Source organism: Thiocapsa bogorovii (assembly GCF_021228795.1).
Lineage (GTDB): Bacteria > Pseudomonadota > Gammaproteobacteria > Chromatiales > Chromatiaceae > Thiocapsa > Thiocapsa bogorovii.
The window spans coordinates 2,235,216-2,246,366 of record NZ_CP089309.1; the positions used below are offsets into that span (position 1 = coordinate 2,235,216).

At 63.4% G+C, this 11,151-nt stretch carries 12 protein-coding genes; 3 read left to right on the top strand and 9 right to left on the bottom strand.

The genetic code is table 11. From position 1 onward, the window contains the following. Nucleotides 1-11: 11 nt before the first annotated feature. The 3 genes from LT988_RS10095 to ppsR form a co-directional block, all read right to left on the bottom strand. The gene (locus tag LT988_RS10095; RefSeq protein WP_007194942.1) at nucleotides 12-308 is read right to left on the bottom strand and encodes a proton-translocating transhydrogenase family protein; all 297 of its coding nucleotides are present in this window, start codon (nucleotides 306-308) and stop codon (nucleotides 12-14) included. A 120-nt stretch (nucleotides 309-428) separates the two neighbouring features. Then, nucleotides 429-1,526: a Re/Si-specific NAD(P)(+) transhydrogenase subunit alpha gene (locus tag LT988_RS10100; protein WP_232410017.1), complete on the bottom strand. Its 1,098-nt coding sequence runs from the start codon at nucleotides 1,524-1,526 to the stop codon at nucleotides 429-431. Nucleotides 1,527-1,663: 137 nt separating this feature from the next. Continuing rightward, nucleotides 1,664-2,479, bottom strand: a complete 816-nt coding sequence (gene ppsR / locus LT988_RS10105) for a posphoenolpyruvate synthetase regulatory kinase/phosphorylase PpsR (protein WP_232410018.1) — start codon at nucleotides 2,477-2,479, stop codon at nucleotides 1,664-1,666. Nucleotides 2,480-2,683: 204 nt separating this feature from the next. On the opposite strand from ppsR, the gene LT988_RS10110 reads away from it, so the two are divergent. Further along, nucleotides 2,684-3,139: a hypothetical protein gene (locus LT988_RS10110; RefSeq protein WP_232410019.1), complete on the top strand. Its 456-nt coding sequence runs from the start codon at nucleotides 2,684-2,686 to the stop codon at nucleotides 3,137-3,139. A 58-nt stretch (nucleotides 3,140-3,197) separates the two neighbouring features. Here the strand turns inward: LT988_RS10110 and LT988_RS10115 are convergent, their stop codons facing one another. Further along, nucleotides 3,198-3,443: a HypC/HybG/HupF family hydrogenase formation chaperone gene (locus LT988_RS10115; protein WP_232410020.1), complete on the bottom strand. Its 246-nt coding sequence runs from the start codon at nucleotides 3,441-3,443 to the stop codon at nucleotides 3,198-3,200. Between the two features lie 120 nt (nucleotides 3,444-3,563). On the opposite strand from LT988_RS10115, the gene LT988_RS10120 reads away from it, so the two are divergent. After that, on the top strand, nucleotides 3,564-4,034 hold the full coding sequence (locus LT988_RS10120; protein WP_232410021.1) for a HyaD/HybD family hydrogenase maturation endopeptidase: 471 nt from the start codon (nucleotides 3,564-3,566) through the stop codon (nucleotides 4,032-4,034). A 393-nt stretch (nucleotides 4,035-4,427) separates the two neighbouring features. After that, nucleotides 4,428-5,822 (top strand): IS1380-like element ISTro1 family transposase, encoded by a 1,395-nt coding sequence (locus tag LT988_RS10125; RefSeq protein WP_076611726.1) that lies wholly within the window; start codon nucleotides 4,428-4,430, stop codon nucleotides 5,820-5,822. Nucleotides 5,823-6,615: 793 nt separating this feature from the next. On the opposite strand, the gene LT988_RS10130 is transcribed toward LT988_RS10125, so the two are convergent. The 5 genes from LT988_RS10130 to LT988_RS10150 all read right to left on the bottom strand — a co-directional run bounded on the left by LT988_RS10130 (nucleotide 6,616) and on the right by LT988_RS10150 (nucleotide 11,078). Beyond that, complete coding sequence (locus tag LT988_RS10130) at nucleotides 6,616-7,071, bottom strand: bacteriohemerythrin (RefSeq protein ID WP_232410022.1); 456 nt, start codon at nucleotides 7,069-7,071, stop codon at nucleotides 6,616-6,618. Nucleotides 7,072-7,349: 278 nt separating this feature from the next. Continuing rightward, on the bottom strand, nucleotides 7,350-8,033 hold the full coding sequence (locus LT988_RS10135; protein WP_232410023.1) for a TIGR04211 family SH3 domain-containing protein: 684 nt from the start codon (nucleotides 8,031-8,033) through the stop codon (nucleotides 7,350-7,352). 118 nt (nucleotides 8,034-8,151) lie between these two features. Further along, nucleotides 8,152-9,081: an ornithine carbamoyltransferase gene (gene argF, locus LT988_RS10140; RefSeq protein WP_232410024.1), complete on the bottom strand. Its 930-nt coding sequence runs from the start codon at nucleotides 9,079-9,081 to the stop codon at nucleotides 8,152-8,154. Between the two features lie 28 nt (nucleotides 9,082-9,109). Continuing rightward, on the bottom strand, nucleotides 9,110-10,288 hold the full coding sequence (locus tag LT988_RS10145) for an aspartate aminotransferase family protein (protein WP_232410025.1): 1,179 nt from the start codon (nucleotides 10,286-10,288) through the stop codon (nucleotides 9,110-9,112). Between the two features lie 238 nt (nucleotides 10,289-10,526). Further along, complete coding sequence (locus LT988_RS10150) at nucleotides 10,527-11,078, bottom strand: cytochrome b (protein WP_232410026.1); 552 nt, start codon at nucleotides 11,076-11,078, stop codon at nucleotides 10,527-10,529. Nucleotides 11,079-11,151: the final 73 nt, after the last annotated feature.

Below are 11,151 nucleotides of genomic sequence, written 5' to 3' on the forward strand. Positions count from 1 at the left end.
TCGGCCGGTCCTTACTTTTTCTTCTTGAACATCGAGAGCATCCGGTGTGTCACCAGGAAGCCGCCGAAGACATTGATGGACGCCAGGAGCACGGCGATGAAGCCGATGATCTGGGTAAAGAGCCCCGCATCGGGATCGCCGGCGACGAGCAGGGCGCCGACCAGAACGATACCCGAGATGGCGTTGGTGAGCGCCACCAGCGGGGTGTGCAGCGAGGGCGTGACGCCCCAAACCACCCAGTAGCCGATGAAGCAGGCCAGAACAAAGACATAGAGGGCAACGAGCGAGGGATCGAGTGCCTCGGGCATAGGGGTAACTCCGGTTGGACGGTGATCATGGGCGCGTCGCCGATGATCCGTGGTCAGTCATCGCAAAACAGGCGATCGGGCCGCAAAGCCGCCTTTGCGGCTCGCTGTCTCCGACCGCGCTTAGGCCGAGGGCTTCACGAGCATGGCCGCCGTGATGTCGTCCTCGGCAAGGTCCTTGAGAACCGGGCCGGACTCGCTCGGGGAGAACATGATCTCGATCAGATTGGCGAGGTTGCGCGCGTAGAAGGCGCTCGCGTCGGCAGGCACCAAGGCCGGAAAGTTGGTCAGGCCGACGATGGTCACGCCGTGGCGCTCGACGATCTCGCCCGCGACCGTCAGGGGGCAGTTACCACCGTTGGCCGCAGCCAGATCGACGATGACCGAGCCCGGCCGCATGCGTTTGACGACCTCTTCGGTGACCAGGACCGGCGCGGGACGACAGGGAATCAAGGCGGTGGTGATGATGACGTGGGCCTTGGCGAGCTGGTCGCTCAACGCGGCTTGCTGTTTGGCCTTCGCCTCCTCTGAAAGCTCCTTCGCGTACCCCCCTTCGCCCGAGCCGCTCTCGCCCAGATCCAGCTCGATAGGCTTGGCGCCGAGGGAGCGGATCTGCTCTTGGGTCTCGGGCCGCACATCGTAGGCATAGACATCGGCGCCGAGTCGACGCGCGGTGGCGATTGCTTGAAGCCCCGCGACGCCAACGCCCAGAACGACCAGACGGGCCGGCTTCGCTGAACCCGCGGAGGTCATCATCATGGGCAGAAAACGCCCGTAGCGAGCCGCCGCCTCGAGGGTCGCGCGGTAACCGGCGATGTTGCTCTGCGAAGACAGGGCATCCATGGATTGAGCGCGCGAGGTGCGCGGCATCCGCTCCATCCCGAGGACACGCACCCCTTTGGCGAGCATGGCGGAGAGGATCTCGTCTTCCCCGCAACTTTCCAACAGACCGATGTAGAGGCCGCCCGGGCGCAACGCCTCGACGTCCGCTACATCGGGTCGACGGACCTTGAGCAGGAGGTCGACATCGAAGGCGCCCGCGCGGTCGGCCGGCGTTGCACCCGCCGCAGCGTAATCCTCGTCGGGATAACCGGCACGCACGCCGGCGCCGGCCTCCACCATGACCTCGAAACCCTTACCGACCAATTTCTTGACCACTTCCGGGATCGAGGCCACCCGGGTCTCGCCGGGGGCGGTCTCCAAGGGAATTCCGATCTTCATCGCTCTATCGTCCTATCCGCAGGTCGGCCGCCCGCGAGCGGCAAAAACCCCCGCATTATGGGTGGGAGGAACGGTCGCCGCAACCACTCGCAAACCGGGCCGAAAGGCAGTCGTTCCGAGCGGCCGTCCGCGCTCCCTCAGTGCTCTCCGCTCCCGCGAAGCGCCTTGATGATGTGCGAGGAGATCTCCTCGATCGACTGGCTGGTGGTGTTGAGCACCGGGATCTGGAGTCGCTTGTAGATCTGCGCAGCCATCCGGATGTCGTCTTGACAGCGCGCAAGCGACGCATAGCTACTGCCTGGACGTCGCTCTTCGCGGATCAGTTGCAGCCGCTGCGGATCGATGGTGAGCGCGAAGAGTTTGTGGCGACAATCCCAAACCAACTGGGGGACGTCGCCTCGCTCGAAGTCCTCTTCGGTGACCGGATAGTTCGCCGAGCGCAGACCGTAGTGCATGGCGAGATAGAGACAGGTCGGCGTCTTGCCCGAGCGCGAGACACCGATCAAGACGACGTCGGCGCGATGGAAATTATCCGGCCGGATCCCGTCGTCGTTCGCCATGGCGAAATTGATCGCCTCGATCCGCTTTGTGTAATAACTCGGCTTGGTGATGGCGTGGCTGCGCCCGGATTTGCGGCTCGGCGGCACGCCCAGCTCTCTGGAGAGCGGCTCGACGAAGCCCTCGAAGAGCTCGACGTAGTAGCAGTTGCCGCTCTCGAGGATCTCGCGGATCTCGTTGTTGAGCATGGTCGCAAACACGATCGGACGCACCCCGTCGCGGTCGGCAGCCTCCTGCATCCGCTGCGTCAGCGCCTTCGCGCGCAGGTCGGTGTTGATGTAAGGCATGTAGACCTGCTCGAAGTCGATGGTGTCGAACTGCGACAGCAGGCTGTGACCGAGCGTCTCGGCGGTGATGCCGGTGCTCTCCGAGACAAAGAAGACGGTGCGGTTCATAGGCTCCGAGGGAGTGATGCAAGTCAATGCAGTCTATATTGGAATTTGGTGATATGAATAATCGCTGATCCCGGCAACCCCGGCGCGACACCCAAGCCGGATGCACCGGACGATCCGAGAACGATTTCGATCGGCAAACCAGCCGATCTTCGCCGCGCCGGCAGGCCACCCGGCCGGCCCATTCACAGGCCGAGGAGCTTCCCGATGCCCAAGATCAACAACGACCGCGCACTGCGTGATGCCCTCAACGGACTCGACCCGCAGCAGCAACGTATTCTAGGCTCCCGCTTCGCTCATCACGTCATTCATCTGAGCAAGGACGAGCGGGTCAACCGCGCGATCGACGTCGGAATGCGCGAGGACGTCGCCCCCGGGGAGCTGGAAGACGCCTTCAAGGCCGCCAAGGCCTACGCAACCAAGACCTACACCGACTGCGGCAAGGACACCGATTGGCTGGCGCAAGCAGACCACTTCGTCGCGGCCGCCGCAGCAGCAGCCCTGACGCCCGATGCGCTCTTGACCGAAAAGCAAAACCGCGCATGGAAGGCCGCCATGCAGGCCCGAATGGCCGTCAACTGTATCCTGATCGAGGATGACGACGCACCCGAGACCTCCGAGGTGGAACATCAGTACGCGCTGACCGAGGCATTCCCGGGCTGAGTCTGAGGAGTCTGAGCGGCGGACGGGGTTGCCCGCTCGGGCATCGCTGCCCGCCGGATCAAACCTCGAGCCGTCCGCCGTCCTGCGCCGCCAAAATGGCGTCATAGATCTCCCAGGCCGCGGCCGCCTCCTCCTCGCTCATGCGACTGATCGCGTGGCCCAGGTGGACCACCACATAGTCGCCGACGCCGATCGTCTCGTCCTGGAGCATGAAGAGATTGACCTCGCGCTCCGCCCCCTTCGCCGTGCACCGGGCCACGAAGCCGTCGACGGACTGGATCTGCATCGGGATACCGAGACACATGGACAAGCCCCCAAGGGAAGTCGATCATTGCACTGCAGGCTAAGCCGCGCCGCGGACACCTGCAAGGACTCAGATCAAACGATCGCCCGATCACCCACCACAGGCATAAGGTCCAGCGCCGTGCAACCAACCACCCTCATCCTCGGCCTCGGCAATGTCCTCATGACCGACGAGGCGGTCGGCGCCGAGGTAGTCCGTCGAATGGAACAGGAGAGCGGTACGGACGCATCCATGGTGTTCATCGACGGCGGAACCTTGAGCTTTACGCTCGCCCTGCCGATCGGGGACTGTTCCCGCCTGATCGTCGTCGATGCCGCGACGATGGGCGAACCGCCCGGCAGTGTGCGCGTCTTCGAGGACGCGGCAATGGATCGCCAGCTCAGCGTCAATGCCAAGACCGTCCATGAGGTCAGCCTCTCCGACCTGATGGACATCGCGCGCCTCACCGACACGCTCCCGCTCCAACGCGCACTGGTCGGCATCGAGCCCGCTTTCGTCGGCTGGGGTGATCAGCTGACCCCCGCAGTCGAGGCGGCGATTCCTGATGCCATCGCGCGGATCCGCTCGCTGCTCGATCGCTGGTGCACTTAAACCAGATCCCGTAGATGTGTCGAGACCGTTCCTCGTCGTTGTCGGAATCGACCATAGATACGACCAGGACAACGACAATGATGTCGGACGGTCTCGGAATCTCTGCACTGCTCCGCTAGTCAAGAACGCTGCCCGGCGACGAGTCTGCACGCCGCGCACCGCGTCGCACGCCTCCGCGCCCGTCTGGAGAGCGTCGAGCATCCATCGACCCTCCGCGACCGCCGATCACCACCTTCTTCCTGTGGGCCTGGCAGCCAGCCGCCTGACGGATCCGTTTGGACTGGGATGAACCTAGCCCGAATATTTCATAAAAAAGGGCGACTCTCGTTCAACCCATTGATAAAATGGCTGTTCCGCCAAGAACGCTTCGGAAGAAGCTAAACGAGGTCGCCCATGCCCGAGTCTACCCCGGAACAGCTGCGTTTTCCCCCGGTCGCCGGTTTCACGGTCCGCGGCGACTTCGACGGCGGCGCCATGTCGTCTGACTTTGGCCCCATGATTCTGCGCGGGGTTGATCGGCAGATCGGCCTGACCGAGCGGTTGAGCGCAGCGATCGATGATTGGCGCCATCCGTCCTACACCACCCATCCGATGCGTGAGCTGATCGCGCAACGGGTCTACCAGATCGCCTGTGCTTACGAAGACGGCAACGACGCCAATGCGCTGCGCCGTGATGCGCTGTTCAAGCTGGGGCTGGAGCGCAAGCCGCTGGATGCGACGACGGACCTGGCCAGCGGGCCGACCTTCTCGCGTTTGGAGAATGGGGTCGGCGCGCGCGACCTCTACCGCATGGCGCAGGCCTTCGTCGAGGCCTTCATCGCCAGCTACCCGAAGGCGCCGCAGGTGATCGTGCTCGATATGGACCACTCCGAAGACGCCACCCATGGCCAGCAGGAGTTCGCGTTCTACAATCATCACTACGGCAACCATTGCTACTTGCCGCTGTTTCTCTTCGAGGGCCTCTCGGGGAAGTTCATCACCGCGGTGCTGCGTCCCGGCAAGCGCCCCACCGGCGCCGAGAACGCGATGATCCTCAAGCGCGTGCTCAAGCGGCTGCGGGCCGCGTGGCCACGCACACGCATCATCCTGCGCGGCGACGGACACTTCTCCAACCCCGAGTTGATGGCCTTGGCGATGGCCGATCCGTTGACGGATTTCATCTTCGGCCTGGCGGGTAACCGGGCTCTCACGCCACGGGCCGAGCCGTTCTTGGCCGACGCCCGCAAGCTCCATGCGCTGCGCATCGAGAACGCCCGGCGCGCCGACGCCGACGTACCCGAGCGGACCCGCACCTACCACGAGGTTGACTACCGTGCCGGTTCCTGGCCCGGCGCGTGTCGGACCATCCTCAAAGTCGAGGTGACGGCGCGCGGCGACAACCTCCGCTTCGTCGTCACCTCCTTGGACTTGCCCAGTCCCGAGTGCGTCTACCGCGATCTGTACTGCGCGCGCGGCCAGGACGAGAACTTCATCAAAATGATCAAGAACGATCTGGCCAGCGATCGCACTTCCGACAGCACCTTCTTGGCCAATCAGATGCGCTTGTTCTTCTCCTGCGCCGCTTACGTCTTGCACCAAACGCTGCGCACCGAGGTCCTCGTCGGCACGGAACTGGCCAACGCCCAGCCTGCCACCGTGATCATCAAACTGTTCAAGCTCGCCGTGCGCGTGGTGCAGTACAAAGACCGCGTGCGCCTGCACCTGCCCTCGAGCTGTCCGGTCAAGACGCTGTTGCAGCAGGTCACCGAGAGGCTCTTCAACGCGCAGCCCCGGGCGGCGCCCGCCTAGACGCACATACATCCCCGCACGGGGATTTCAGCACGCGCACGACGACTATGCCCACCTCGGGCAGGGCATCGTACGCCTGCGCGGCGACAAAACTACTCGTGCCCCGTTGATCAAGCCCGTTGCCGCTCGGTATTTCCACCATTCAACCCCCGCGGCGTCCCGGTCATCGCCCTCGGTGACGCCCAGCGCCGCGCAAATCCGCGAGGCCAGTGTCGGCTGTGTCGGTTTATGAAACATCCGGGCTAGAAGCGCCTTCGAACAAGTATCCTTGATTTGTGTACGTTTTGGTTCTATCGTTCACGAGCACGATACGTTTACATTCGTAGCGTGCCTTCACCAAACCGCAAACGAGGATCTGCCTACATGCGACCCACAACGATTCGCTCTCTCTCGGCCTTTGCTCTTTCCGCAGTTACCGTGACCTTTGCGCTCAGCGGCCCGGCCTTCGCCGCATCCGCGTGCAAGGGCCTAGAAGAGGCGGCATGCGGGACTACGGAGGCCTGCCGCTGGCAAGCCGGTTATACACGAAAAGACGGAATCGAGGTCGCAAGCCACTGTCGCAGCACGGGCAAGGCGAAAGCGGCCGCCCCCGAGAAGCCGGCCGCGGATGCGGCTGCCTCGGAGACTGTCGATAAGGCATCCTGACCCGTTGCCCAAACAGCTCCGGGGACGCCGCGTCTTCGAGACGCGGGTCCTCGGGGCAGCTCGATCGAAACAGGGCTGGCCCGACAACGCAGGGAACGACAGACGCTCCCGGCGAGGCTGGAACACCCCGTTGCGGCCTTCCCCGAAGCTACCGATCTCCGATCGTCGGTCGTTCCCGATGGCGGGACGGATGATCGCCGAGCTCGCCCGCCTTCACATGCAGAGCGTAGAGGACGTCCTCGTCGGCAATGTGGTCGATCAACCAATCCTGCGTCATCTCCAAAGCCCGATCCGCGAGCTCCTGACCGGGACCGAAGGTCCGCAGGTCGTTTTCCAGCGCATCCAAGCGCCGCATGAAGGCGACATGCTGTCTCAAGTGGGCGTCGAGGTCCGGATAGTCGTGCCGACGCATAAAGTCTTCTTCAGTGGAGAAGTGGGTCTCGGCATAGGCTCGCATAAAGGCGACGGCGTCGATCACGCCAGTCTTGGCCTCGCGGTCCAAGATCGCCTCATAGAGCTGATGCGACGCGGCGAAGAAGCCTTGATGCTGTCGGTCGATCTCCTCGATGCCGATGCTGTAGATATCGGACCACTCTCTTAACATGAAGACCCCTTCGGAGTTGTGAGCATAGCTCGCGGACCGGATCAAGCGCCGTCGCCGGTTCGATGAACGCGGCTCGAGTGAGTCATTCGCCGCCGGGCCGAATCACCGCCCGAGTACCGCTCGGTGCACCGGATGCGCGGCGGCATGCGGATCGCATCGACGGACTCCCCGTCGACGGGAGTCTAGCACAGGCCGGCTTGACCTCCGACCAGACCCACAGTGCTCCGCTCCATACGGCCCTCGCCTTAGGCTCGGAGCGGTCAACTGCGGAACATGGCTCAAAGCGAACCCCAAGACCCGCGCCGCCGACGAAAGGTCAGATGCGGCAAAAAGAGCCCGATCAAAACACCGACGAGGATCACGCCCGCACCGATCATAAACCAGCGCTGGTTCGTACGGTTGCCCAGGTCGCGGTTGGCTTGCTCGAGATCCGCGCGCTCGCGCGTGAGCTCGCTGACCTGGATGCGCAGACGCTCGCGATCACTTGTGATGTCGAGGATATTGGTCGAGGCATGGCGAATCGTGGCCAGCTCCTGCTCAAGGCGGACCTTGTCGCGCTGCAGGGCCTGGTAGTCGGTATCGAGGCGGTCATACGTTGCTTGAAGGGCAGCGAGCCTCGCCGACAAGCTGTCAGGATCGCCCTGAAGCTCGGCCAAGCGTTTTTCGAGCTCGACGAGACGAGTGCGCGCGGCCGGCTCGTCCTGAAGCTCGCGCTCGAGCACATAACCGACCGTCCCGTCCTCGGTACGGACCCGCGCATACTCGGTCGCCTCGTCGACGCTGATGACCTCGAGCGGTGTGCCGCTCGGCAGCATGCGGATGATGCGATAGCGATTGGACTCGCCCGTGCGCAGAGTCACCTCCAACGAATCGGTGACATAGCGCGTCGCGGCGAGCGCCGAAGGAATCGGCACGGCCTGGATGCTCAGAAGACAGAGTAAGAGGGGAACGAGTCGTCTCACGGGACATCCTCGGCCAGGCGCAGGGTTGACGTGAGCAGTCGTGTGACCGCGTGGCGGTCGATGGCGACTCCGGTCAGGGAAGTCGGAAACCTACACCAGTGCTGTGGGCCTGTCACGTCTACCGCAGAAGGAGAAACTCCAGCAACGCCTTTTGGGCGTGGAGTCGATTCTCGGCCTCGTCCCAAACGACCGACCGCGGACCGTCGATCACGGAGGCGGAGACTTCCTCGCCCCGGTGTGCCGGCAGACAGTGCATGAAGAGGGCGTCCGGCGCAGTCCGCGACATCACGGCATCGTCGACTTGGAAGGGCGCGAACAAGGCCTCGCGCTTCGCCTGCTCCTCTTCTTGCCCCATGCTCGCCCAGACGTCGGTGACGACGAGATCGGCCCCCTCGGCGGCCTCATCGGGATCGCGCAGGATGCTGCAACGCCCGTGGACCGCGGCGAGCAGATCGGCATCCGGCTCGAAACCTTCCGGACAGGCGACTCTGAGATCGAAATCGAACACCTGCGCGGCCTCCATGAAGGAGTGGCACATGTTGTTGCCATCGCCGATCCAGGTCACCCGTCGACCGCGGATATCGCCGCGATGCTCATGATAGGTCTGCATGTCGGCCAGCAACTGGCAGGGGTGCAGACGGTCCGTAAGGCCGTTGATGACGGGCACGCGCGAATTCGCGGCAAAACGCTCGACGATGTCGTGATCGAAGGTCCGGATCATGACGGCATCGACCATGCGTGACAGCACCCGTGCGCTGTCCTCGATCGGCTCGCCGCGTCCGAGCTGGGTGTCGCGCGGAGAAAGGAACAAGGCGTGACCGCCGAGCTGAACCATGCCGACCTCGAAAGACACCCGGGTGCGGGTCGAGGATTTCTCGAAGATCATCGCCAAGGTACGGTTCGGAAACGGCCGATAGTCCTCGCCGGCTTTCAACATCCGCTTGAGCTCGGTCGCCCGCGCGATCAACCCGCGTGCCTCCTCGGCACTCAGATCGAGCAGTGACAGAAAGTGTCGGCAGTGCGTCTGCTGCGTCGGATCGGCATCCATGAACTTCGTCTCTCCCGCGGAGCGTTGCTCAGGCATCGCTCAGCCAGCGCTTGATCAGGGCAGTCAGCCCTTCAAGAAGTCGGTCGGCCTCGGAACGGGCCAGAATCAGGGGCGGCAGGAGCCGGATGACGCGCTCCGCCGTGACGTTGATCAGGAGACCGGCCTCAAGCGCCTCCCCGACCAGGTCGGCACAAGGGCGTTCCAGCTCGATCCCCAGCATCAGACCACGCCCGCGGACCTCGACGACGCCCGGCATGTCGCTCAAGGCCGCGCGGAAACCTTTGAGCAAGTAAGTGCCTTGCTCTGCCGCGTTCGCGATCAGGTCCTCGGCAACTATTGTCTCGAGCACGGCGCGCGCCGTCCGGCAAACCAGTGGATTACCGCCGAATGTCGAGCCATGAGAGCCCGGCCCGAAGACATCGGCCGCGGCCCCGCGGGCAAGACAAGCGCCGATCGGTACGCCGTTGGCAAGCCCCTTGGCCAAGGTCACCACGTCCGGGAGGGTCCCGCCGTGCTCATGCCCGAACCAGCGCCCGGTGCGCCCCATCCCGGTCTGGATCTCGTCGCAGATCAATAGCCAGCCATGCCGATCGCAAAGCGCGCGAAGACGCTGTCCATAATCCGCCGCCGGAATGCGGATCCCGCCCTCGCCCTGGATGGGCTCGACCAGAATGGCCACGATGTTCGGGCGATTGGCCGCCGCGGTCTCGATCGCCTCGACGTCGTCGTAAGGAACCCTCACGAAGCCCTGCACGAGCGGCTCGAAACCCGCTTGGACCTTGCGGTTGCCGGTCGCCGAAAGGGTCGCGAGCGTCCGGCCGTGGAAGCTGTTCTCGGCGACCAGAATCGCAGGATTCTCGATCCCGCGCCGGTGAGCATGGAGGCGCGCGATCTTGATCGCAGCCTCGTTGGCCTCCGCACCGGAGTTGCCGAAAAAGACCCGGTCCATCCCGGACATCTCGGTCAACATGGCGCCGAGGCGCTCCTGCTCGGTGATCCGGTACAGATTGGACGTGTGCACCAGCAGGCCCGCCTGCTCGCAGAGCGCATCACGAACCGCCGGGTGCGCGTGCCCGAGCCCGCACACGGCGATACCCGAAAGCGCGTCGAGGTAGCGTCGGCCTTCCGTATCCCAAAGCCAAACGCCCTCGCCGCGCGCAAATGCGACGGGCAAACGCTTATAGGTGGCCATCAAGGGTTCGGTCATTGCGGCAGACCCCGCTCAGTCTCCGAAAAACAAAAAAGGCGGTTCCTCCGCAAGGGAAACCGCCTCTGCTCAAAGGCGAAGCCGGGGAATATAGCGCGAAAAGAAGCACAGCGACAAGAACCCGGGACACCGGATCCCCGGTGATCCGGGCAGGCGCACGCTCAGCTGCAGACAGGAGGAGCCGACCCGAACGTCGGCCGATCTCCTAATGCATCGACATCGCGCTTCGCGTAGAGCGTCAGAATAGGCTCATACGTTTCATCACACCGTCGCGTTTGATCCGCCAATGATAGATCGCGGCAGAAACGTGAATCAGGATCAAACCGAGAATCACCCAACCGACAATCCCGTGAAGCTGGAACAGCGTCTCGCTCAACGCCTTATTCTCGGGGATCAAGCCGGGCAGAGTGAGGTTGAAGAACTGCACCGGAAAACCGCCGGCCGCAGTGCCCAACCAGCCGAAAACAGGCATCAGGATCAGCGCAACATAGAAGAGACTATGGACAGTCAGACTGGCTCCACGCTCGAGTCCGCTCAGAGGGGGCTGATAGGCCGGAGACCGAAAAAGACGCTTGAACGCGAGACGCAAGACCATAAGGGCCAGCACGATAATACCGAATGTCTTGTGGTATCCGTAAAGCTGATTGGTCATCTCCAATCCCATCAGATCCTTCAGCCCGTCAAACCCGAGGTTACCCAGCAAGGCCCCCGCAGCAAGCAAACCCAAAACCAGCAGGACAATCAACCAATGCAGAATTCTCTGGACATAGTTGTAGCGAAGGGTTTCCATCCGATCCTCCGAAAAACATTGATGTGATGGGTCACGTCGGCGGCGAGATGCTCCGTGCGCACCAAATCGGCCC

What these genes read in the sequence shown, in the direction of transcription:
- LT988_RS10095 (WP_007194942.1), bottom strand. Translation starts at nt 308, where the DNA reads ATGCCCGAGGCACTCGATCCCTCGCTCGTTGCCCTCTATGTCTTTGTT.
- LT988_RS10100 (WP_232410017.1), bottom strand. Translation starts at nt 1,526, where the DNA reads ATGAAGATCGGAATTCCCTTGGAGACCGCCCCCGGCGAGACCCGGGTG.
- ppsR (WP_232410018.1), bottom strand. Translation starts at nt 2,479, where the DNA reads ATGAACCGCACCGTCTTCTTTGTCTCGGAGAGCACCGGCATCACCGCC.
- LT988_RS10110 (WP_232410019.1), top strand. Translation starts at nt 2,684, where the DNA reads ATGCCCAAGATCAACAACGACCGCGCACTGCGTGATGCCCTCAACGGA.
- LT988_RS10115 (WP_232410020.1), bottom strand. Translation starts at nt 3,443, where the DNA reads ATGTGTCTCGGTATCCCGATGCAGATCCAGTCCGTCGACGGCTTCGTG.
- LT988_RS10125 (WP_076611726.1), top strand. Translation starts at nt 4,428, where the DNA reads ATGCCCGAGTCTACCCCGGAACAGCTGCGTTTTCCCCCGGTCGCCGGT.
- LT988_RS10130 (WP_232410022.1), bottom strand. Translation starts at nt 7,071, where the DNA reads ATGTTAAGAGAGTGGTCCGATATCTACAGCATCGGCATCGAGGAGATC.
- argF (WP_232410024.1), bottom strand. Translation starts at nt 9,081, where the DNA reads ATGGATGCCGATCCGACGCAGCAGACGCACTGCCGACACTTTCTGTCA.
- LT988_RS10145 (WP_232410025.1), bottom strand. Translation starts at nt 10,288, where the DNA reads ATGACCGAACCCTTGATGGCCACCTATAAGCGTTTGCCCGTCGCATTT.
- LT988_RS10150 (WP_232410026.1), bottom strand. Translation starts at nt 11,078, where the DNA reads ATGGAAACCCTTCGCTACAACTATGTCCAGAGAATTCTGCATTGGTTG.